The sequence below is a fragment of the Dysgonomonas gadei ATCC BAA-286 genome, from assembly GCF_000213555.1.
GTDB classification, from domain to species: domain Bacteria; phylum Bacteroidota; class Bacteroidia; order Bacteroidales; family Dysgonomonadaceae; genus Dysgonomonas; species Dysgonomonas gadei.
In genome coordinates this window covers 32,749-55,819 of record NZ_GL891979.1, presented here as the reverse complement: position 1 = coordinate 55,819, position 23,071 = coordinate 32,749, and the positions used below count along the sequence as shown (strand labels likewise).

Annotated in this window: 22 protein-coding genes; 18 read left to right on the top strand and 4 right to left on the bottom strand. The window is 39.6% G+C overall.

Annotated elements, in window-relative coordinates:
- The first annotated feature begins 4 nt into the window (after nt 1-4).
- The 10 genes from HMPREF9455_RS00250 to HMPREF9455_RS00205 are packed head-to-tail and all read left to right on the top strand — an operon-like array spanning nt 5 to nt 7,729.
- Nucleotides 5-793 carry a glycosyltransferase family 2 protein gene (locus tag HMPREF9455_RS00250; RefSeq protein WP_006797546.1) on the top strand — a complete coding sequence of 263 codons (789 nt, stop codon included), beginning with the start codon at nt 5-7 and terminating at the stop codon, nt 791-793.
- Nucleotides 778-1,656 carry a glycosyltransferase family 2 protein gene (locus HMPREF9455_RS00245; protein ID WP_006797545.1) on the top strand — a complete coding sequence of 293 codons (879 nt, stop codon included), beginning with the start codon at nt 778-780 and terminating at the stop codon, nt 1,654-1,656. Before HMPREF9455_RS00250 ends, HMPREF9455_RS00245 begins: the two co-directional genes overlap by 16 nt.
- Before the next feature lie 11 nt (nt 1,657-1,667).
- Nucleotides 1,668-2,516, top strand: coding sequence for a glycosyltransferase (locus HMPREF9455_RS00240; RefSeq protein WP_044215271.1), 849 nt, complete (start codon nt 1,668-1,670; stop codon nt 2,514-2,516).
- A gap of 12 nt (nt 2,517-2,528) precedes the next feature.
- Entirely contained in the window at nt 2,529-3,650 is a 1,122-nt protein-coding gene (locus HMPREF9455_RS00235; RefSeq protein WP_006797543.1) for a DegT/DnrJ/EryC1/StrS family aminotransferase, read from the top strand.
- Nucleotides 3,647-4,342 (top strand): WbqC family protein, encoded by a 696-nt coding sequence (locus HMPREF9455_RS00230; protein WP_006797542.1) that lies wholly within the window; start codon nt 3,647-3,649, stop codon nt 4,340-4,342. The genes HMPREF9455_RS00235 and HMPREF9455_RS00230 overlap by 4 nt, the downstream gene beginning before the upstream one ends.
- A 12-nt stretch (nt 4,343-4,354) precedes the next feature.
- Nucleotides 4,355-4,573 (top strand): YdeI/OmpD-associated family protein, encoded by a 219-nt coding sequence (locus HMPREF9455_RS00225; protein ID WP_006797541.1) that lies wholly within the window; start codon nt 4,355-4,357, stop codon nt 4,571-4,573.
- Nucleotides 4,574-4,582: 9 nt separating this feature from the next.
- Entirely contained in the window at nt 4,583-5,536 is a 954-nt protein-coding gene (locus HMPREF9455_RS00220; protein ID WP_006797540.1) for a hypothetical protein, read from the top strand.
- Nucleotides 5,537-5,573: 37 nt separating this feature from the next.
- Nucleotides 5,574-6,029 (top strand): GNAT family N-acetyltransferase, encoded by a 456-nt coding sequence (locus tag HMPREF9455_RS00215; protein WP_006797539.1) that lies wholly within the window; start codon nt 5,574-5,576, stop codon nt 6,027-6,029.
- Complete coding sequence (locus HMPREF9455_RS00210; RefSeq protein ID WP_245532149.1) at nt 6,029-6,907, top strand: glycosyltransferase; 879 nt, start codon at nt 6,029-6,031, stop codon at nt 6,905-6,907. Before HMPREF9455_RS00215 ends, HMPREF9455_RS00210 begins: the two co-directional genes overlap by 1 nt.
- Nucleotides 6,908-6,910: 3 nt before the next feature.
- The gene (locus HMPREF9455_RS00205; RefSeq protein WP_006797537.1) at nt 6,911-7,729 is read left to right on the top strand and encodes a glycosyltransferase family 2 protein; all 819 of its coding nucleotides are present in this window, start codon (nt 6,911-6,913) and stop codon (nt 7,727-7,729) included.
- Here HMPREF9455_RS00205 and HMPREF9455_RS00200 read toward each other — a convergent pair.
- The 4 genes from HMPREF9455_RS00200 to xrtK all read right to left on the bottom strand — a co-directional run bounded on the left by HMPREF9455_RS00200 (nt 7,726) and on the right by xrtK (nt 13,421).
- Entirely contained in the window at nt 7,726-9,099 is a 1,374-nt protein-coding gene (locus HMPREF9455_RS00200; RefSeq protein WP_006797536.1) for a methyltransferase RsmF C-terminal domain-like protein, read from the bottom strand. The genes HMPREF9455_RS00205 and HMPREF9455_RS00200 overlap by 4 nt on opposite strands.
- A gap of 137 nt (nt 9,100-9,236) precedes the next feature.
- On the bottom strand, nt 9,237-9,953 hold the full coding sequence (locus HMPREF9455_RS20540; RefSeq protein WP_006797535.1) for a transposase: 717 nt from the start codon (nt 9,951-9,953) through the stop codon (nt 9,237-9,239).
- Between the two features lie 98 nt (nt 9,954-10,051).
- The gene (locus HMPREF9455_RS00190) at nt 10,052-12,910 is read right to left on the bottom strand and encodes an MSEP-CTERM sorting domain-containing protein (protein ID WP_006797534.1); all 2,859 of its coding nucleotides are present in this window, start codon (nt 12,908-12,910) and stop codon (nt 10,052-10,054) included.
- Nucleotides 12,894-13,421: an exosortase K gene (gene xrtK / locus HMPREF9455_RS00185; protein ID WP_006797533.1), complete on the bottom strand. Its 528-nt coding sequence runs from the start codon at nt 13,419-13,421 to the stop codon at nt 12,894-12,896. Before xrtK ends, HMPREF9455_RS00190 begins: the two co-directional genes overlap by 17 nt.
- A gap of 231 nt (nt 13,422-13,652) precedes the next feature.
- Here xrtK and nspC point away from each other — a divergent pair, with 231 nt between their 5' ends.
- The 8 genes from nspC (at nt 13,653) to HMPREF9455_RS00150 (ending at nt 23,059) form a co-directional block, all read left to right on the top strand.
- Nucleotides 13,653-14,795 carry a carboxynorspermidine decarboxylase gene (gene nspC, locus HMPREF9455_RS00180; RefSeq protein ID WP_006797532.1) on the top strand — a complete coding sequence of 381 codons (1,143 nt, stop codon included), beginning with the start codon at nt 13,653-13,655 and terminating at the stop codon, nt 14,793-14,795.
- A 90-nt stretch (nt 14,796-14,885) separates the two neighbouring features.
- Nucleotides 14,886-15,050, top strand: a complete 165-nt coding sequence (locus HMPREF9455_RS21490; RefSeq protein ID WP_006797531.1) for a hypothetical protein — start codon at nt 14,886-14,888, stop codon at nt 15,048-15,050.
- A 164-nt stretch (nt 15,051-15,214) separates the two neighbouring features.
- Nucleotides 15,215-15,868 (top strand): ribulose-phosphate 3-epimerase, encoded by a 654-nt coding sequence (rpe, locus tag HMPREF9455_RS00175; RefSeq protein ID WP_006797530.1) that lies wholly within the window; start codon nt 15,215-15,217, stop codon nt 15,866-15,868.
- 15 nt (nt 15,869-15,883) lie between these two features.
- Nucleotides 15,884-17,488: a ComEC/Rec2 family competence protein gene (locus HMPREF9455_RS00170; protein WP_006797529.1), complete on the top strand. Its 1,605-nt coding sequence runs from the start codon at nt 15,884-15,886 to the stop codon at nt 17,486-17,488.
- Nucleotides 17,489-17,753: 265 nt separating this feature from the next.
- Nucleotides 17,754-19,268, top strand: coding sequence for an ArnT family glycosyltransferase (locus HMPREF9455_RS00165; RefSeq protein WP_044215269.1), 1,515 nt, complete (start codon nt 17,754-17,756; stop codon nt 19,266-19,268).
- 11 nt (nt 19,269-19,279) lie between these two features.
- Entirely contained in the window at nt 19,280-20,779 is a 1,500-nt protein-coding gene (locus tag HMPREF9455_RS00160; RefSeq protein ID WP_006797527.1) for a glycosyltransferase family 39 protein, read from the top strand.
- Between the two features lie 7 nt (nt 20,780-20,786).
- Nucleotides 20,787-21,491, top strand: a complete 705-nt coding sequence (locus HMPREF9455_RS00155; RefSeq protein WP_006797526.1) for an SAM-dependent methyltransferase — start codon at nt 20,787-20,789, stop codon at nt 21,489-21,491.
- A gap of 839 nt (nt 21,492-22,330) precedes the next feature.
- Entirely contained in the window at nt 22,331-23,059 is a 729-nt protein-coding gene (locus HMPREF9455_RS00150; RefSeq protein WP_006797525.1) for a TorF family putative porin, read from the top strand.
- Nucleotides 23,060-23,071: the final 12 nt, after the last annotated feature.

Here is a 23,071-nt window from a genome sequence, read left to right as displayed (position 1 = left end):
GAATATGAAATTATCCATTATAACAATAAACTTCAACAATGCCGATGGGCTTAGAAAGACCATCGAAAGTGTTATATCTCAAAACCAATCAGGCTTTGAATACATTGTTATTGATGGAAATTCAACCGATGGCAGCATAGAAGTTATAAAAGAGTCTAACAATCACATTTCCTTCTGGCTGAGTGAGGCAGATACAGGCGTCTATAATGCTATGAACAAAGGCATTAAACACGCCAACGGAGAATACCTCCTTTTTCTCAATAGCGGGGATACCCTCCTTAAAGATGCCGGACTGACTGGAATTATTGATAAACTGACAGGAGAGGATATAATCTATTACAACCTCGAAATTTGTGATACAACAAACAATAATAAGTTTATCAAGTTCTATCCTGATTATATAGACTTTAAATACCTGATTGAAGACGGACTCCCACATATGGGTACTTTTATAAAAAGAAATACCCTGATCGATTATGGCGGTTATTCGGAGCAGATGAGAATATCCTCCGACTGGGCTTTCTTCATCGATGCTATCTGCCTTAACAATGCTTCATATAAACATATCGACGATTGTTTTTCTACATTCTATCTGGACGGAATGAGCTCCGATAGTCAAAACCGCCAGGTATTAACAGACGAAAGGAACAATCATATTGCTACTACATACCCACTATATCAAAGTGTGTACAATGGCTGGATAGAGAAAAAACAGGAACTGTACAAACTGAAAACATCAGTAAGCGTAAGGTTTCTTAAAAAGATAGGATTATTGAAATGGCTGAAACTATAAATAAGACAACTCCCCCACCCTCGATTTCGGTAATTGTTCCCTGTTACAATCAGGCGGAATACCTGCCGGAAACACTGCAATCGGTATTAGAGCAGGATTACAGTGATTGGGAATGCATTATAGTGGATGACGGTTCACCTGATAATACCCGGGAAGTAGCCGCACAGTGGACAGAAAAAGACCAGCGTTTCAGATATTTCAGGAAAGAGAACGGCGGACTGTCCGACGCCCGCAATTTCGGTATAAAACATGCTTCAGGAAAATACATCCTGCCGTTGGATTCTGATGATAAGATAAGCCCCCAATATATTAGCGAAGCTGTGGATGTTCTCGAAGAAGATCCGGAAGTGAAGGTAGTTTACAGTAATCTCATCTTATTCGGGACGAAAAACCAAAAGCTTAAAACCCCCGACTATAGCTATAAAAGATTATTCACTGAGAACCCTATATTCTGCTCGGGGATATACAGGCGGAGTGATTTCCTGCAAACAGGAGGTTACAATACCAATATGGCTGGAGGACTCGAAGATTGGGACTTTTGGCTCGGATTTATCAAAGAAGAAGACAAAGTCGTAAAATTGGAGAAATACCATTTCTACTATCGCATAAAAGAGGTTTCAATGCTTTCGTCCCTTGATAAAGAGAAAAATGAGCGATTATTACTCCAAATCTTCAAGAATCATGTACCTTTGTTCCTCGGATACATCAACCCTGTAAGAGACCATATCGAAGCTACCTATTATAAATGGGAAGCCGATTTATACAAAAAATCGATAGAATACAAGATAGGAGATTTCTTTTATTCACCGGTCAAATTTTTCAGGAAAGTATTCCGACGGATTTTTTCCGGAGAAAAGGACTGATACAAACTATTATGAAGATAAACGTCATACTAATCACTTATAATCAGGCTGCATATATGCCTCAGACGCTCGAAGGCATACTGATGCAGGAGACTGCACATGAAGTAGAGATTATTGTGGCTGACGATTGTTCTACCGACAATACAGTAGATATCATAAAAGAATACGAAAATAAAACCGGGTTCAAATTCACATACCTTCAAAAATTCCATAATGTAGGCTATAATAAAAATTATCAGCAAGCTTTTGCCGCCTGCACTGGTGATTATGTAGCCATTATGGAAGGAGATGATTATTGGCTGAAACCGAATCATTTACAAAATCATATAGACCATCTTGAAGCCGAGCCCAATTCTTCAATGAGTTACAACAGGCACCTGCGTCTATTTATCGACCTGGACAGAGAAGAAATATTCGACTGGACAGAGAGTAAAGATTATGAACTCATTACCACTGAGCAACTGGCTTTGGGAAATAAGATAGGCAACCTGTCATGCTGCGTATTCAGGGGAAAGCATGTGCAAAACCTTGATCCTAGGCTGTTCGATATGGAAATTGCCGACTGGATGTTGGGGATGTATATGGGGCAATTCGGTCCTCTACTCTATCTTGAAGATGTTACTTCCGCTTACCGGATACACGACAACGGCCAATGGTCGAAGATGGATGATAAAGCCCAATATCTGCGAATCATTGAATTCATAAACGAGTACGACAAATACTTCAATTATAAATATACTGAAGCTTTTACAAAACATAAACGGAGGCTGGAAATACTACTCTATGGCGACAAATCGCTACGGGGACGTATAAAAAGCATTACCCCGGGTTTTATTCGAAAAATATACCGGAAACTATAGAAAACAAAGATTATGAATAAACAAATATTTGTAACGCAACCGGCACTACCGCCATTAGAAGAATTCATCCCTTATCTGCAACAGATATGGGACAATAAGATATTGACCAACAACGGGCCTTTTCACCAACAGTTTGAACAGGAACTGGCCGATTATCTCGGAGTGAAATATATCTCGGTATTCTCTAATGGTACATTGGCTCTCATCACGGCATTACAGGCTCTGCGTATAACGGGAGAAGTAATAACTACGCCGTTCAGCTTTGTCGCAACTACCCATTCACTTTGGTGGAATAATATCAAGCCTGTATTTGTGGACATCGACGATAAGTATTACAATATAGACCCGGCAAAGATAGAAGCGGCCATAACACCGCAAACAACAGCGATCATGCCTGTGCATGTATATGGTAACCCTTGCAATGTAGAGGAAATACAACGTATCGCCGATATATACGGCCTGCGTGTAATCTATGATGCCGCTCATGCTTTTTCAGTCAAGAAAGACCGACAGTCGGTGATGAACTGGGGCGACCTTTCCATTCTGAGTTTCCATGCCACAAAAGTATATAATACAATTGAGGGTGGTGCTATTGTTTGTCAGGATGAAAAGACCAAGCAACGCATCGATTTGCTCAAAAATTTCGGGTTCCGAAACGAAACCACCGTCATAGAACCGGGTATCAATGCCAAGATGAATGAGTTACAAGCAGCTTATGGTTCCCTTCAGCTCAAATACGTAGACAGTTATATAGCCAAACGCCTGGAATTGGCAAAATTATATGATAGCCTGCTGAAAGATATCCCCGGAGTATCTTACATGGAAGTAGCCGAAGGAGTACAGCACACCTACCCGTATTATCCTGTGCGCATCAATACGGCAGAATACGGCATGAGCCGGGACGAACTTTATTTCAAATTACAGGAATATGATATTTTCGGACGCCGCTACTTCTACCCGCTTATCAGCGATTTCCCTACATACAAAGGGCTGCCGTCGGCAAGCGTGGCTAACCTCCCGATAGCAGGGCAGGTATCCAAAGAAATCGTATGCCTTCCTATATATGCCAATCTGGAATTTGACGAAGTACGTCGAATCTGCGATTTAATAAAAAATAAACCTTGGGAGAAATGAAACTGGGGATAATGCAGCCTTACTTTTTGCCGTATATCGGATATTTTCAATTGCTGAATGCTGTTGATAAATATGTGATATACGATAATATTCAATATACTAAGAAAGGCTGGATTAACAGGAACCGGATTCTGCAAAACGGTAAAGATTTGATGATTACTATTCCGTTGGAAAAAGATTCGGATTATCTGGATGTCAAAGAGCGATATTTATCAGTTGGTTTCGATAAAAAGAAATTATTGAATCAAATAAGAGAATCTTATAGGAAAGCTCCTTATTTTGAACAGGTAATGCCTTTGATAGAGAGAATCGTCAATTTCGACGATAACAATCTGTTTCATTATATAGATAACTCTGTTCGCGAAATATGCAGATATTTGGAAATTAATACAGAGATAATTATATCCTCTTCTCTCGGCATCGATCATTCCCTAAAAGGACAGGATAAAGTAATTGCAATCTGTAAGGAACTGAAAGCTACGGATTATTATAATGCAATCGGGGGGCAGGAGTTATACTCACCCGAAGAGTTTAAGAAAGAAAATATAAACCTGCATTTCATTTCTTCCAGTCCGATTGAATACAAACAGTTTACGAATGAATTTGTACCCTGGCTTTCCATATTGGATGTAATGATGTTCAATTCTTTAGAGGATATACATAGAATATTAGATAATTATGAATTAATATAATCCGGCTGATATATGGAAAGAAGTAAAGGCGAAATCATTATACCGGAAGAACTCGTAAAACTCCTCAATGATAACAATGAAGAAAAGGAGTTCTTCGAGAGTCTCACAGATGGATATAAACGGGGATACTGTGACTGGATAGGCGGAGCCAAACAACAGGCAACCCGGGAAGTAAGAGCTGGAAAGGCTTTAATCATGTTAAAGAACAAACAGAAAACGCTCAAGACATAACTATATCGAATGAAAGAAATTGGAGGATACTTCGAACTTCAGCTCCGCAAAGGCGAGCATTACCATAAAGGAGCGTTGCAGCTGAATACTGCCCGCAACTGCCTTGAATACATCTTGAGAGCAAAGAAGTATAGAAAGATATATATTCCATATCTCAACTCAGAGGTAATATGGGAGCCCATAAAGAAATTAGGTCTCGAAACTGAATTCTACTCTGTCGATTTCAATATAGCCCCGGTCTTCGATAAGGAACTGGCTAAAGATGAAGTATTCCTTTACTCAGACATATATGGAATCAAATGCAATACTGTCGAAAAGCTAGTCAGGAGGTTTGGCAAGCAGCTCATTGTGGATAATACCCATGCATTCTATTCCAGACCATATGAAGGAATAGATACGATCTACTCTCCACGTAAGTTTTTCGGACTGCCCGATGGCGCATATCTTTATACAGATACATTGCTGGACGAAGTATTCGAGCAGGATATGGCAATACCTCATATGACGCACCTGATGAAGCGTATCGAATATGGGAATGCAGGCGCAGCCTATCAGGGTTATCTCGACTATTGTGCCAGCCTAATTAATCAGCCGATAAAAAGGATGTCTAATCTGGCAAATGCCTTGCTGGCGAATATAGATTATGAAAATCTGAAACAAAGGCAGATAAGCAACTTCAAGTATCTGCATTCTATCTTAGGTAAAGACAATATATATGAGTTCGACAACTTTCCCGATGATACCTGTCCGCTCAGTTATATGTTCTATTCGGAAGATACGAACCTGAGGAAAAAGCTGATAGACAATAAGATATTCGTCTCCACTTATTGGAAAGCAACCCTGGACTTAGTCGAAAAAGATTCTGACGAATACAGGATTGTAAATTATCTTTTACCTTTACCTTGTGATCATCGGTATGAGGAGGAGGATATGAGAAGGATCATAGATGTAATCCGGTCTTAAATATCAAAAGAATAGATCCGATAATTATATACAGAGGATGATAGTAATCAAAAGAACCGATTCCTGCAATAAAGACTTTCAGGCTCTTGTTGAAGAATTAGATAAAGAGTTGACTATGTTGGACAAAGAAGCCCATTCCGTGTGTGCGCAATTCAACAAAATTGAATCAATCCGGCATGTCATTGTAGCCTATATAGAACATAAGCCCGCTGGTTGCGGAGCGATTAGGGAATACACCCAAGATGCAATGGAAATCAAGCGAATGTTTGTTTCCCCAAATATGAGGCATAAAGGGGTCGCATCCTCGATACTGAATGAATTGGAAAATTGGTGCAAAGAGCTGGGATACAAAAAAGCTATTCTCGAAACAGGTGAAAGGTTACCCGGAGCCACCAAATTATATGAGAAGCATAAATATATGAGAATACCCAACTACGGACAATATAAAGACATAGAACGAAGCATTTGCTATGAAAAAGAACTAGTAAAATAATGACTGAACAAAAGAACATAATGGTCTCCGTTTCCATGATAACTTACAATCATGAAAAGTTTATAGCCGAAGCTATTGAAGGAGTAGTCATGCAAAAGACGGATTTCCCTTTCGAACTCGTTATCGGCGAAGATTGCAGTACCGATAACACACGGGCCATATGTATCGAATATCAGAGAAAATATCCTGATATTATCAAGTTGAGGCTACCCGAAACCAATCAGGGCATGATGCTCAACTGGATAAACAATATAAACTCCGGACAGGGCAAATACATTGCTCTTTGCGATGGAGACGACTATTGGACCGACCCTTACAAATTACAGAAGCAGGTCGACTTTATGGAAGCTAATCCCGGTTTCGTCATGTGTTCTCATAAGGCCCATACACTAATGTGTGGCGTTTTGGACGAAAATATAGAGATGGAACGGGATATACTGACAACGGAAGACCTTATCAGCAAAGACTGGGGATTACTCACCGCGTCTATCTTTTTCCGTAAAGATGCGCATAAAACACCGGACTGGTATTATACTGTAAAGAATGGGGACTATGCCCTGCAACTCATTGTTTCCCTGTCAGGTAAAATCAAGTTCCTGCCTGAATATATGGCAGTGTACCGACAACATCTGGGCGGAATATCATCTACATTGAAGCCTTTGAATCAAACCGCATGGATGGTATATTTATTGCATGAATTTGATAAGTATACCAATCATAAATATAAGAAAATTGTCAAAGAGCGCATAAAAAGGATGTATAAGGTACAAATTTACTATGCCAAAGGCTATAGCTTGCGAAAGGCCGCTGCTATACTTACTTTGTTCCAGAAATTGTGCTACATCAATCCCTTTCTGATAAAATCGCAACGTAAATAAAATATGAAACTGTCCATTATAACCATCAACCTGAATGACGAAGTTGGTCTGCAAAAGACTATCGACAGTGTTGTTTCACAAACATTTACCGATTATGAGTTTATCATCATCGACGGTAAGTCCACTGACGGCAGTGTAGACCTTATCCGCAAATATGAAGATAAGATATCATACTGGGTAAGTGAAAAGGACAACGGCATATATAACGCTCAAAACAAAGGTATAAAGCAGTCAAAAGGCGAATACCTGTACTTCCTCAACTCCGGCGACGCCCTATATGAAAAAGACACACTGGAAAAAGTCTTTGCAGGTGACCCGCACGTCCCTTTCATCTGCGGCAGCTTCTATATGGAGCAAAAAGGGAAACTGGAAGCCGACAGTTCATACAAAGACCGCGACTGGCATATGGCCATCTACGAACTGTTTTCCGGATTCCTGTGCCATCAGGCATTCTTTATTCATCGCAGCAATTTCGAAAAATATGGACTATATGACGAGACCCTGCGGGTAGTGGCCGACTGGAAACTATTCTTTCAGGGAATAGGAATAGACCAGCTACCTGTAAAGTATGTAGACACATTTATCGTCATCTACAATATGGAGGGCTTCAGTACACAAATCGGCGGAAGCGTCATCTACCCCGAAAAACTGAAAGTCTGCCGTGAATTCCTCAACGAAAATGCTGTCAAAAAACTGGAACGGCTCTATTATCTAGAACAAAATGGCTTTGTGACCGATATTATGAAGTCTAAACGTTGGATATACAACGGATTCCGTGCATTCTGCAAAATCGGGCGTATCTTCGGTTTTGTAAAGGGCTAATCCATCACATTTACTTCGCTTTCGGGTATATTTGCAGAACGTATGCGCCATTCCTGCGGGTAAAGGTTATTAGCGCGATTCCCTATATTTTTCACAAATCCTATTGGAACATTCTTATATGTCAGAAGAATATAGCCTTTCGGCATATCCTGTAATATCAGGGCTTCCTTTCTTAGATAGCTTATAGCTGTTTTCCAATCCATATCGTAAGTTTCAAAGGCTTTTACATTCAGATAATTGCTTAAAGCCAACGATTGCGCAGGAATAAAATCCTTTCCTTTAAATTCACCCAGACAAATACCTTCCGATACAATATTCAGACTCGAATTTAAAATACAGACATCATTATACAGTTCCTCCGTAAAGGCATACCAGGAATCACCCTTCGGATAAAATACAAATTGCTCTTTATCCAGAATATAATCTTTGTATTGATCAGGCAATTCCACTCTGTTCTTTTTCTCATTCCGTTTTCTCCTGAAGTCGGTACGGACACCCTCTTCCTGCTGCTTCCGCAACAAAGCAAAGAAAAACCCCTCCCCTTTTGTCTTGTGAGGAAAAAAGCGACAAGCAGGAATATCCTCTGCAAAAGAAGGGCTTATCCCCCACTCTTCCTGTATATCCACTGGCAATACTTCTGCTCCTAATTCATCGCGAATCCACTGTACATTTTCTTCATTCTCTTCCAGATTATAGGTACACGTACTGTATAATAATAATCCGTCGGGTTTTAGTGCAGGCCAGATATCCGCTAAAATCCGTTGCTGCCGTTCTTTGCATAATCTTGCATTATCGACAGACCACTCGGATATTGCTCCCTCATCTTTCCGGAACATCCCCTCACCCGAACAGGGAGCATCGACAAGTATTATATCGAAGAAGCCTTTCAGTTTGCCTATTTGAGCAGGATCATTGTTTATTACCACGACATTCGGATTGCCCCATTTAGTCATATTTTCGGACAAAACATTTGCCCGCGAACGGATTACCTCATTCGATACCAACAAGCTATCTTTGTTCAATAAATCAGCTATCAGAGTAGATTTACCTCCGGGAGCCGCACACAAGTCCAAAACTTTCACATCATCCTCTGCATACTGCTTCAATGCCTGCCCTATAAACATGGAAGACGCTTCCTGCACATAGTAACAGCCTGCATGAAACAACGGATCGAACGTAAATTGCGGCCGTTTGCCAAGATAATACCCTGTATCGCACCATGGTACTTTTACTCCGGATATTCCTATTCCCTTCATTCGGCTCAAACGGATGCTGGTTGGTGAATCACTGCTTAATGCTGCGATAAGGTCGTCCCATTCTTCTCTCAGGAGTGGTTTGGTCCGTATTATAAAATCATCAGGTAAATTCATTTTTTCAGTTATTAGCCCACTCCTCGGGAGGAGACTTTAGATGCTACTCACCCTCTCCAAAGCCCCATTGGGGAGGTTAGAGGGCTAAAAGGTAACAAAGGTAACACTTTTTCCACTTTTTTCACCTGTTACATATTTCATTTTCTACGTCTCTTTTTCCTTTTATTCTGTTGGCTTACAGCCTTTCGATTATTATTGGCAATCAGTCTCCGCTTTATTTCCTGACGGGCTGCAAAGGCATTATCCATTCGCTCGAAATATTCATTCATTTCCGCTTCGTCAATCTCACAGCTATCTTCATCATCATTCTCTGCTATGGCCTGTTCCATATCATCGTCCACCTCCTGTGTCTCCATTTGTGCAAGTGCGGATTCGCTCTCTGGCTCCTCCGGCATACAAAGGGAGTCCGGCTCAGTCTCCGTCATATATTCTTTTTCTTTCCAGTCTTTTCCCTCCTCTTGTGGAAGGCGGGAAAGGCTTTGTTTATCCTGTCTGTCCAACAGCAGCTTTATGGTACGCAGATCGGGCAGGCAATTCTTCCGTTTTATCGTTTTCGATTGCAAGGATACTCCCTCCGGATTACCGGGATCAGGCAGGTAAATTTCTTTTTCTTCAACCATGATATAGCCGTCGAGCCGTTTTTTCAGGGACGAATACAACATCTGGCGTGTTCTTTCCTCCCGCCGATTCTCGGCTTTGGATATTTCCCGCGCCAGTTCGGGCTTGGTGTCTTTCCACGTGTAAAATGTTTTACGGCTGATACCCATTACCCTGCATATTTCAGCCACCGAACAAAAATCATCCTCTATCAATGATACGATTTTTTCTACTGATTCTTCACTATACTTTGCCATAAGGTTTTTATGGTATAGATAAATGATTCGGAATTTGATAATGAGCAACCAGTAATTACCTAAGCCCCAGCATTTTCAGTTTCAATAAGAACAAAGGTCTATTCCGTCACTTTCATCTTACGCTTCCTATACCATACCCAAAACAGTGCGAACAGAATAATTAATATAATTAAGTCAGGCTCCGTCATCGGCTGTGTCTCGTCATTCAGGTCGAGCGCCCTGTGACCCGACATAACTTCTTCCTGCTTCTTTTTCAGTATAGCCTTCTGTGCGTCGTTTTCTACAACAATGTAGGATGTAAGCGGACTCATTATCCCCGATTTGAAACTGTTTTGCAGCAGGCTGAGCCACTCTTTATCGGCGGTTTCGGGATGTAATACCTGATGCATCCATTGTGCCTGCATCAGCAACCCCGATTCCCAGTTCTTTTTATTTATTGCATCCTGATTTATGTCCAGTGTTTTATCTTTTGTATTTAGTATAACGGACGCTTTGTTATCGTCAGGCAGATATACAAGCGGATTACTCAGGCGCGGCCATACTTTTACGGCTTTTAACGGGATAGAGTCGATAATGCTCTCTGTTACTTTTATACCCTTCGAAAAAGAATGTCCTTTCAGGCTGTCGTTTTGCAGCGAATAAAACCTGTCTCCTTCGGGATAAGTAAACTCCATATCAGCAAAATCATTATAAAGAATAGCCTTCTGTATATTATCGCTCAATACAACTATAACAGGGTATGTCATTTGAGGATCGGTATAGGAATCGAAAAGGATTTTCTTTACAGCCCTGTCGAGGAAAAATCCCCCTTCGAATTTTTGCTTTTTCAGTTCTTCCTGCCATTCATTTTTCAACGAAAGGGTTTTTATATAAGTGTTTGTAAACGATATCTTCGCATTGTCTCTGTCAATCAGATTACGGTCGAGCAGCATGTTTATTTCGTCAAAATACTTTCCGGCTTTTTCTCTATCAGTTCTTTTTTCTTCCGGCAGATATTGTCCCGCTATTTCATAATCACCCACATTTGCAGATATATCGACAATGAAGTGGTAATATGGTTTGCGTTCTACTGTCTCCAGTTTTTGCTTTTCCTGTCCCGAAATATATGCTACTCCTTCTATATCTGCATTCGGGTCTGTATGCATTTGCATTTCAGTATCTCCAAGCATAATCCGGTTGCCGTCTATATCGATAGTGACAGGCTCTTTGTGAATAAACTCGATTCCGGTATATCTCGTTTCGTCTGTTTGAAATGGAAAGACTTTAAATTCCACTGTATTTCCCGACAGGTAGCGAAGCAGTCCCGGGTCTCTGTTTACATTTCTTATCTGATTGAATACCCATGTGGCGGCCTTTTTCTCGGCCAGTATACCCGGTTCTTTGATATCTCCTACATAGAGGTAATAATCGCTTATCCAGCATCCGGCAGGCAAATCTATTTTTGTTATATATTCAGCATTCCATAGAGGAACATTTTTGTTGTATATTGAAAGGTCTATCCAACTGACCCATGCTTTTTGTGCATCATCATATTTACTGCTATGTTGAATATCTGTTATTTTTATTTTTTGTATTGTGTCGTTTCCCGGACTTTGCCACATCCTGCTGCGTCTGTTATTATTTGCTTCATGGCCATTGAACAGGTTGTAAATCAGAGTCCGTTTACTTTCCGAAAGGGTCAGATTGTCAAGCACTAACCACTTATAGTAGCTTGACAGATACGGAGTGGAAGAATAGAATGCCGTACCACCTCTTCGGTCGTGTGTATCTGTAGCTTCCAATATGCGGTCTACTGATTTTGCATTTAGTTTATATTCTTTCCTATAGTCGGGACTATAAAGGTATTCGAGTGTTGTGTGCAGTATGCTGCGGTCGTATTTATAAGTAATCGTTATTGCTGTTGGCAAAACACAAATACTTATGATTGTAATCGTATATAACAATGGTTTCTTATAGCTTCGTTTTAGGTTATTGAAATCCTTTACGATATCATTGAGATGTATAGGGAATAAAATTAATGGTGTGAGCATCAGGAACCCTCCTCCGAAAATGATAATGGCAAACACCGACAACGGCAGGAAAGGCAACATGACCAGGAAAAAGTAAAGCGTATACATAAATGTGATACATCTCCCGACGTAGAGAGATAACCTTAGCTGCCTGTTTTCCGGTATCGGGATGCAGATAAGCAAACCGTTTACAACGGCTATAATATAAAACCACGGATCGGAGAAATTTCCGAACAGGTTATCGAAATTCTTATTGATATACAAACCCAATATCGGAAATATAATAGCAACCGGAATTTTCCATGCCAGCTCATATTCTTTAAAGATATTCCGGCGTGATATAAGTATATAAATAAAGCGAATGATAAAAAACAGAAAAGCGGCAGTAGCCAGAATAGCGGATACAAGGTAGAGATGTTCACTCCCGAATCTCATTCCGTCCCACAATGGCAATACCAATGTAGCAAAAACATAAATAAAAAACGGAATACTTATGGCCACTGCAATATTTATGGATGCCTTTTGGTTTCCGGCATGCGGAGTGAGTAAAATGGCCAGGGCAAACAAAGTATATATAAGTGTGGGCATAAGAAAAGCCCCTACATACATAGGCAGGTTTCCCGATATCATCCAATCGGGAATGTCGGATGGTACCAAATCGGTGTAATTATAATAATATGCGTATATAAAACTAAGAAAAGCAACGAATGATACAATACAGTAAACTATATCTATCCGTTTTTTGCGTACCATTTGTACAATAGCATAGGCAGCATTCAGTAATGCAAGTATAACCAGTACAATTGCAAACGACTTCCAGCGTGTCAGTTCGGAATAATCCAGCAGGCTTTTTATTATTTGAAATTCGCCCCATTCCAGAAATAGGATCAGTATGACAGGTAAAGTGTTGATAAGGAATATCCATTTAGGATTAAGCAGTTTTCTCATGATTGTGTTGTATTTTGTTTATTATCTGATTTAGAAGTAAATATCCGAATATAAGAAAGGAGAGGTAGACAAAAATCCCTTCAGCCTGATGTATCAACTTATCCGGAAGGCCGGAAGCTGAATAGAAACCTGTATCCATTATCAGCATATACCCTGTTATGCGTGATATATTGGCTATAAGAGTTATCATATAAGAAAGAATGAAAGATGCGGGTATAACGAGCCATTTTTTTATAATGCCTGTTTTTATAAATACAAAAGCAATCATCAGAAAACTGATCAACAGAAAGTTAAAACCCGAACACGACTTATTGATCACCATATTTATCTGCGGATAAAAATATCCTGATGCATTATTGTAGATAGCATCCGATCCAGATATCAGTTCTATGGCTTTATTAGTAGGACCAAGCAGAAACCGTATATTATCGGTATCTAAATGTGGATAAGCCAGTTTTAAACCTGCGAATATGCAGAAGCAAAGAATTGAGAGTGTTATTTTATTTTTCATAAAAAGAACTTTGAAAAACAAAGTAATATTTAAAAATTTAATTAACCAAACTTTTTTGAGAATTATTATAGAGAAAAATAAAGTTATCGAATGTGAGGGCAAATAAACATTCGACTATTGGAAAATAGTGTAATGAATTTTTATCTATTACTTATTTTCCGAATCACACCCATTTACTATTCAATAAAAATAGCGACCTTTGCAAGCGAAAAAATATAGATTAATAATTACATGATAGAAATACATAAAGTACCCTCTCCATGCTTTGTCATGGAAGAAGAACTGCTCAGAAAGAATCTTTCGCTTATCAAATCGGTAAAAGAACGGGCAGGAGTAAATATAATACTTGCATTCAAAGCATTTGCCATGTGGAAATCTTTCCCCATCATTCGTGAATACATTCCTTATTCAACGGCTAGTTCGGTGTTTGAAGCACAGTTGGCTTACGAGGAAATGGGAAGCCTTGCCCATACATTCTCTCCAGCCTATACTCCGGACAATTTTCCCGTATTTATGCGATATAGCAGTCACATTACGTTCAATTCCTTGTCTCAATACGAACGCTTTTATCCTGAGACTCTGAAACACAGGAAGAAAGTTTCGTGTGGTATCCGCATCAATCCCGAATATTCAGTTGTGGAAACCGACCTGTATAATCCGGCAACTCCGGATTCTCGCCTCGGTGTTCCGGTCAGCCATTTCGGCGATGAATTACCCGAAGGAGTAGAAGGCCTGCATTTTCATACGCTGTGTGAATCTTCTTCTTATGATTTAGAGAAGACACTGGAACAAGTAGAGAAGAAATTCGGACACTTCCTGCCAAAAATAAAATGGCTGAATATGGGAGGTGGCCATCTGATGACCCGCGAAGACTACGATGTGGAGCACCTCATAAATTTGCTACTATCGTTTAAAGCAAAATATCCGAACCTCGAAATTACAATGGAGCCGGGAAGCGCTTTTGCTTGGCAGACAGGGGTATTAGTCTCCACAGTGGTGGATATTGTGGATAATGGCGGAATAAAAACAGCCATACTCGATGTGTCTTTTGCCTGCCACATGCCTGATTGTCTCGAAATGCCGTATAAACCTTATATCAGGGGAGCATATCATGAGCCGGTAAAAGGTCTGCCTACTTACCGGATGGGAGGTAGCAGCTGTCTCAGCGGCGATTTTATAGGGGAGTGGTCGTTCGACGAACCGCTTTTGATCGGCGACAGGATTATCTTTGAGGATATGATACATTATACTACTGTGAAAACAACTATGTTTAACGGTATCTCGCATCCTGCTATCGCGCTTTGGAACAAGTATAACCAGCTGGAAATTTATCGTGAGTTCGATTATGAGGACTACAAAAACAGAATGAGTTGATCCGGTAAAATGTTAAAAATGAGATTGTAGGCAATAAGACTTTTATACAGGCGTTTCATTAATATAACTCTAAAAAAACGGAAATCGCCTATGAAGAAAATCTTTACACCTGAACAATGTCAACATTTTGATAAAAATGAAGAGAAGGTTGTCGCACCTTCCGAAAAAACACTAGACTTTCTTAAACAATTTGCACGCGCGCATTATGTAGATAAATCCTTACCGGATACTATAAGCGGATTTTGTGTAAATTAAGAGCAGATAAAAAAGAAAATAGAGTACAGGCTATCACAGCCTGTGCTTTTTTATTGAGATTCTTAAAATATGCAGAAGTTCAAATTCGGACTTTCCTATATCATCCCGTCCCTTTTTTTACTATATTTACACTCATAAATATTTATAACTTATAATTCGTAGACATGTCACACAAGATAGCGCCTTCTCTTCTTTCTGCAAATTTCCTGAATCTTCAGGCAGATGTGGAGATGATAAATAAGAGCGAAGCCGATTGGTTTCATTGCGATGTAATGGATGGGAGTTTTGTACCTAATATCTCGTTCGGCTTTCCGATAATAAAGCAGATCAGTACAATTGCAAAGAAACCGCTGGATGTTCACCTGATGATCGTCAATCCCGATAAGTACATATCGCAGGTAAAAGAGGCCGGAGCATATATGATGAATGTGCATTACGAGGCTTGCACCCATCTGCACCGTACGGTTTCAGGTATACACGAAGCAGGGATGAAAGCCGGGGTGACATTGAATCCGCATACGCCTGTTTCGTTGTTGGAAGATATATTACAGGATGTGGATATGGTTCTTCTTATGACAGTGAATCCGGGATTCGGCGGGCAAAAATTCATAGAGCATTCGCTCTCTAAAGTTTCCCGTTTGAAAGATATGATACTAAAAAGGAATTTGCAGACTTTGATCGAGGTTGATGGCGGGGTGAACTTGCAGACAGGAAAGCAACTTGTAGATGCCGGAGCCGATGTGCTCGTGGCAGGTAATGCTGTATTCGCAGATGCCGATCCTGTGGAAATGATACATAAACTGAAAAGTCTTAAATGATAACTTAATAGGTCTGTGACCTTATTATTACCGGCGGGAATGAAGAATCCGTTTTCCAAAATACCATTCCTGTTTTTTCTTATTCCGCTTGTAGCGGGGATTTTATTACAATATTATTTAAAGATAGAATATTCAGGCATAGCTTTCTCCCTGACAGGACTGATAGCTATGCTTTTTTCATATCTGATACCGGAGGATAAGCAATTCCGCTGGCGTTGGCTATTTGGTCTGGGTGTCGCTTTATTTCTTATAAGCGTAGGTGTTGTATCTACATCCTTGCGGCAGCAATATTCTGAATTTACATACTCAAATAAGGTAGAGATATATGCCAGTATAGTTACCGATACGCCACAGGAGAAGAAAAAAACGACAGCGTACAGAGTCTATCTGCCCGACGAAGATAAACTGATAGTTTGTTATTTTCAAAGAGATGCATTGGATAACAACAGGCTGCAACCCGGAGATATCTTTTCTTTCCAGGGAAAGATACAACCATTTCAGAACATCGGAGATTTTGATTATACACGCTATATGTACAATCAGGGGTTTGTGGGCTCTGTCTATGTTTCAAACGGTTTATGGCAAACTACGGGAGAGATATCACCCTCACTGAAATATACAGCGTTACGCTGCCGTCAGTATATAATGGATTTCTATAAATCGTTAGGATTCAATGATACGGAATACAGTATTCTTTCTGCGCTGACTCTGGGTTATCAGAACGATCTGACAGACGATATTAAGCAGGGATTCAGGATTACGGGTACGGTACATGTCCTTTCCGTCAGCGGACTTCACGTGGGTATCATCTATCTGATGATTAGTTTTCTACTCGGGTTTATTCGCAAAAGTACGAAGTATTATTGGCTGAAACCCTTATTGATCATTATTCTACTATGGATATATGCTTTTATTACCGGTTTGCCACCTTCAGTGATAAGGGCAAGTGCAATGCTCACGGTATTCTGTGCTTCAGAGATTTTCGGGAGGAAAAGTTTCTCGCTGCATGCTCTATATATCGCAGGATTCTTCATTCTGCTGGTCAGCCCTTTTTCATTATTTGATATAGGGTTCCAGCTGAGCTTTACGTCCGTTCTCTCCATATTGTATTTATTACCTAAAGTATCGGCCCTTTTGAAAGTAGAGAATAAATATTTACGGAATATCTGGCAAATGTTTACCTTGTCTATCGTGGCTCAATTGGCGACATTTCCTCTTTGCTTGTATTACTTCGGCACATTTCCTACCTATTTTTTTGCAGCCAATTTACTGATCGTACCATTGGTTACATTGATAATCTATACTGTGGGTGGCATTGGACTAGCTAAAATGCTGAGTATGATAATGCCGGATTTAACAGCTTGTTTTTACTACTTACCGGTCAAAACATTACAGTTTTTAGTATGGTTGATGACAAGTATTATCCGTTTCTTTGAAGGTTTACCACTCGCTTTGATTGATGGTATAGAAATATCATTTACAGATATGATTTTAATATATACTCTAATCACAGGTCTACTCATCTTCCTTATTTATAAAAAGCCCAAAGGACTGATTTTGGGGCTATTCGCTGTATTTTTGTTCTTTGGAGTTCATATTTACCATAACTTTTCTATGTAAATCATCAATAAAGATTAATGACTTATATTAATATTCTTTCCTCTTATATTTAACTCCTCCCTTGCTTATTTTAGAATATCGGCGCATTATTGCCGCACCCTCCTGTGTTTATCCTCGATCCTAGTTTTGCCAAAACGGGACACAGTATCAAACAATTACACATTCAGTTCAATGACGATTCAAATAATATCTAATGAATGAGCAAAACAATTCACTGTCAGTAATATTTTTCCTATTTTTGCCTCTGATTTCAATTTATATACTAATGATAAAGAAAACGATATCTGATGACAGGAACATATTTATTGTTCTATTCATATACGCTTTCCTTCTTGTCTTTTTCTGCTCGCTGATGTCGCCGTTGTATCCGTTCAATGACTGGTCGGATATAAACCTGTATTTCAATATAGGTAAAGCGATGTTTAACGGGCAAACGCTATATACCGATATCTTCGATCACAAAGGCCCGCTTATCTTCGTCATCTATGGCATCGGCTCCCTTTTTTCGGAGGACTCCTTCATAGGCATGTACTTCATCGAATCCCTTGCATGGGTGGGCATGATATTTGCCGCCTACCTCATAGGACGGTTATACCTCGATAAAATATACGCCTTCATCACCGCACTCTTTTTCCCTGTCCTGATGCTCTCCCATTCATCGGAAGGAGGTTCGGCCGAAGAATTCATAACATTATTTATCGCTGTCAGTTTCTATTTGTTCATCCGGTACTTTAAAGATAAAGACGCTGAGCTGCACAAACCTTCACATATGCTTGTACACGGCATTATGTGTACCGTTGTATTGTTCATCAAGCTCAATCTGGTTGTCTTCTGGTTTTTCCCCCTGCTAGCCGTTTTTATTAACATACTGCTAAAGAAGGAATATAAGAATCTTGTAAGTAATATAGCCGCATTCATAGCCGGGGTGCTGATAGTAACTTTGCCAATCGTAGCCTACTTCCTTATAAATGGCGCACTTTCCTATGCCTGGGATACTTATATTACATTGAACAGGACATATGCGCAACTCGGCGACTTCGCCCGCATCATGGAGAACCTGATTATCCGCTTCTACCAACGCCTAAAATATGACAACTACGAATTTGTAATCATACTTATAGGGGCTATATACTTCCCATTCAGGTATCTGGGAAATAATTGGGGCAAGATAGGAATTATGCTTTCGTTTGCATCGTTATACACAGTCATATTCATGCCTGCCAATTATGTTTTTTACTACTCCATACCTTACTATATTTTCTGCATAACAGGCATTATCTCGATCCTGGATATGCTGAGCAAATATATTAAGATACCCGGCCGATGGTATTCCTATCTGTTTTTTGCCCTCGTTGCTCTTGCATGCGGAATCATGACTAAAGACTTTTTCGGAAAGCCCAAAGAATTCATTTTCAGGCAACAGGAAGAAACCAGCGGCGTTCTCTATAAGTTTTACAACGTAATATCGAAGGAAAAGAACCCTACACTCATGTGCATGGGGCTTGATGCCACAACAGGCATCTTTACCAAAGCGAATATAATGCCGACTGTAAAATACTTTATCTCGCCCAATCTGCCTTACAATATCTATCCCGAAATGAGGGACGAACAGACAAGATACATAGAAGAGAAGAAAGTACAGTTCATCATATTGTCGGGGGCTTCGTTCAGTTACGATTACTATATGTCTTTGCCTGTCCTTCAGGAGAATTACACGCTTGTAAGCACCTATGAAGAGAATGGCAAGTCCACCTATTTCCTATACAAACGAAAAGACTAAACCAAACACAAATGATAAAGAAACAAATACAAGAAGATAAGAGGAACTTCGTCATACTGATTCTGTATGTCATCCTCCTCCTTTTCTTCTGTTCAAAGATGTCCCCTCTTTATCCTATCAACGAATGGGCAGATGTAAACCTGTACTTCAATATAGGAAAAGCCATATTTCACGGGCAAGTGCCTTATGTGGATGTGTTCGACCACAAAGGCCCGCTTATCTTCTTTATCTACGGAGTCGGATATATGCTCTCAAACACTTCTTTTCTGGGAATGTACTTCATTCAGTGCCTATTGTGGATATTAATGGTATCCGCAGCATATCTTACAGCAAAACTGTATCTGGATAAAATATATGCCCTTTTTGCTGCTATGCTTCTCCCCGCTCTGATGCTCTCGCATACATTGAACGGAGGTTCGGCCGATGAATTTATTACCGTATTTGAAGTTATAAGCCTTTATCTCTTTATCCTATACTTCAAAGATAGATCAGTAGCAGAGCATAAGCCCGTACATATGTTTATGCACGGCCTGTTGTGCGCGATGACCCTCTTTATCAAGATCAACCTGATTGCATTCTGGGTTTTCCCTCTACTGTTTATATTCATCAACATAATACAGCAAAAGAAATATCGCAACCTGCTGGAAAACGCCATAGCATTTTTACTCGGATTATCCATTATCGCCTTACCTATCCTTCTTTACTTCATCTTCAACAACGCTTTGCAAGATGCCTGGGATACCTATATCGTACTGAATAAAAGCTACTCGAAGCCGGGAAGCATTGGCGAAATATTGGAAAGGCTGTTTTCTTATCTTTATCAACAGATACGCTATGGCAACTTCGAGTTTATTATTATTCTCATCGGAGCTATCTGGTTTCCATTGAAATACATTGAAAACCGTTTAGGTAAGGTGGCTATCATATTATCTTTCGCTGCCACATATACAGCCATCTTTATTTCGTCCTATTATATCGACTATTACTCTGTTCCCCTGTACACCTTCATACTGTTGGGATGTATTGTTATTTGCCGCTATATAAAAGTTCCTTCTCCATCGTGGAAGTATTACGCCCTTTTCATTATCCTAGCCCTGTATATGGGTATTCAGCAGCGTAAATTCTTCGGCATGGATTTCAGCGAGCTTTCCGGTAAAAAAGAAAACAGCTTTGATATATCCAAGTTTTCTCAAATAGTAGAACAGGAGAAGAATCCGACTTTGATGAACCTGGGGCTTGATCTTGGCAACTCAGTCTTTACACAAGCCGATGTTATCCCAAACGTAAAGTATTTCATATCCCCCAATCTCGAATACGATATGTATCCTGTGATGCGGGACGAACAAACAAAATATATAGAACAACGGAAAGTCCAATTTATCATACTTGCCGAGATCGCTCTCAATTTTTCATATTTCAGCCAACTTCCTGCCCTGCGCGAGAACTACGAAGTAGTATCTGTCATAGGTAACGAAGGTGGCAGGTATTACCTCTATAAGTTAAAACAATAAGAACCATATGCAACCATCATTATATCTCATTCCCGTCACATTAGGAGAAACCAGCATAGAACAAGTATTACCACAACACAACAAAGAAGTAATACTACAAATAAAATATTTCATTGTCGAGAATATACGTTCAGCACGCCGCTTCTTAAAGAAAGTGGATAACAATATTAATATAGACGATCTCACTTTCTATGAATTGAACAAGCATACCAAGCCCGAGCACATCGATAATTACCTGCAACCGATAACCAATGGTTTTCATATCGGCATTATATCCGAAGCCGGTTGCCCTGCCGTAGCCGACCCGGGGAGTGATATCGTTGCTATCGCCCAGCGAAAAGGTTATAAAGTGGTGCCGTTGGTTGGTCCATCATCTATCCTTTTGTCACTGATGGCTTCGGGATTCAACGGTCAAGGCTTTGCCTTTCAGGGATATCTGCCCGTCGACAGCGCGGAACGTATCAAGAAACTTAAACAACTTGAACACTTTATCCAACACGATCATCAGACCCAGATATTCATAGAGACACCCTACCGGAACCAAAAGCTGGCGGAGGACATCATCAAACATTGTACGCCTTCAACAAAGCTTTGTATAGCAATGAATATTACCTGTGAAAACGAGTATATAAAGACATTACCAGTAAAGCAATGGGCCAAGAAATTGCCGGACATGGGCAAACAACTTTGTATCTTTCTTCTGTATAAGTAATTAAAAAAAGTAACAGGTATATCAGTTATCTGTTAGCAACTTGTATCCCGTTCCTTGTCTACTCGTATCTTTTTTCAAAAGGTAACAAAGGTAACACATTTTTAGCTATTAGCTGATAGCTGGTAACCAATATCTTATGCACAAAACCTGACAAACCTGACACTTTTACACAATTTTTTATTGTCACTTTTTCTTCTAAAAACTCCGTGCTACTCCTTCTACTCCGTGGTTAAAAATTAAAAAGTAACAAAGGTTACACTTTTTGCTGCTTTTTATTTTCCACTTTTCATTCTTTCTTTTTCCCACTTCGGGTGGGGGGATCAAAATTTCAAAGAACTAAAGGCTATCAGCTACATACATAGATAAACTTTTTCAAAAAAGACTAAATATCGTGTCGGGCTTAGCCTGTAACCACGCGACGGGCAAAGGAATCTGTCACCTTTTAGAAAAGTAACACTCTTTACATACTTTCCAGATGATGTAACTTTTCATACCTGTTCAATTTCTATACCTTCCGCTTTTTATCAAAAACAAAATGAGACAATATAGAGATTGCGTTATATAGATAAAATACTTCATAATTATACAAATATCTTTTTAATCCAAAAAGATATCAATAACAATAAAAAATCATCAAACAATCTTTATATAAAAGCATTATAACACAATAAAAAGTATCAATAAATCTTTTTGCAAAAATTTATCCTTTCAAATTTGCCAATTAAAATATTTTGACATACTTTTGCCAATATAAATATCAAAAAGAATACTCCAATACCATTTTTCTAATCAAAAAGAGAATTAAAGTACATTTTTAACATCTTTAAATATTTTTGATTATGAAGATTTTAGCTTTAAGGAAAAAAGTTTGTTTGGTCATCATTCTATTCGGTTTATTATCGACGGTTCAGATCAAAGCCCAGTCGGAAATTGAAGTTGATCTTGGCGCAGATCTGGTCAGTTCCTATGTATGGCGAGGATTTAAACAGGCTGGTGCAAGTGTACAACCCGGAATCAGTGCCAGTTTAGCCGGATTCAGCCTAAGTGCATGGGGCTCTACAGACCTGGCCAGTGTAGGTAAAAAAGAAGTTGACTTCACTGCTGCTTATGAGAAAAGCGGATTTAAAGTAGCCGTTACCGACTACTGGTGGGACGGAGAAGGTGCCAACCGTTATTTCAGCAGCCCTAACGACGGTTTCACCGGACATTACCTGGAAGCTACATTGGGATATACTCTACCCGAAGCATTTCCGTTAAGCCTTACCTGGAATACATTTTTACTGGGAAAAGGGAATAAAAAAGAAAATGGAGACAATTCCTATTCCACCTATATCGAATTAGCTTACCCGTTTTCGGTAAAAGGTGTAGATATGGGCATTTCAGCAGGGTTTACTCCTTGGGAAAGTTCAGTATATCCGACTTCCGGATTTAAATTTACATCCATAGCATTAAGCGCATCCAAAAGCATCAAGATCAACGATTCATTCTCCTTACCCGTATTTGCCAATATAATAGCTAATCCGGCTGTAGAAGACATTCATTTCGTATTTGGAATATCCATCAGGTAAGTAAAAATCACT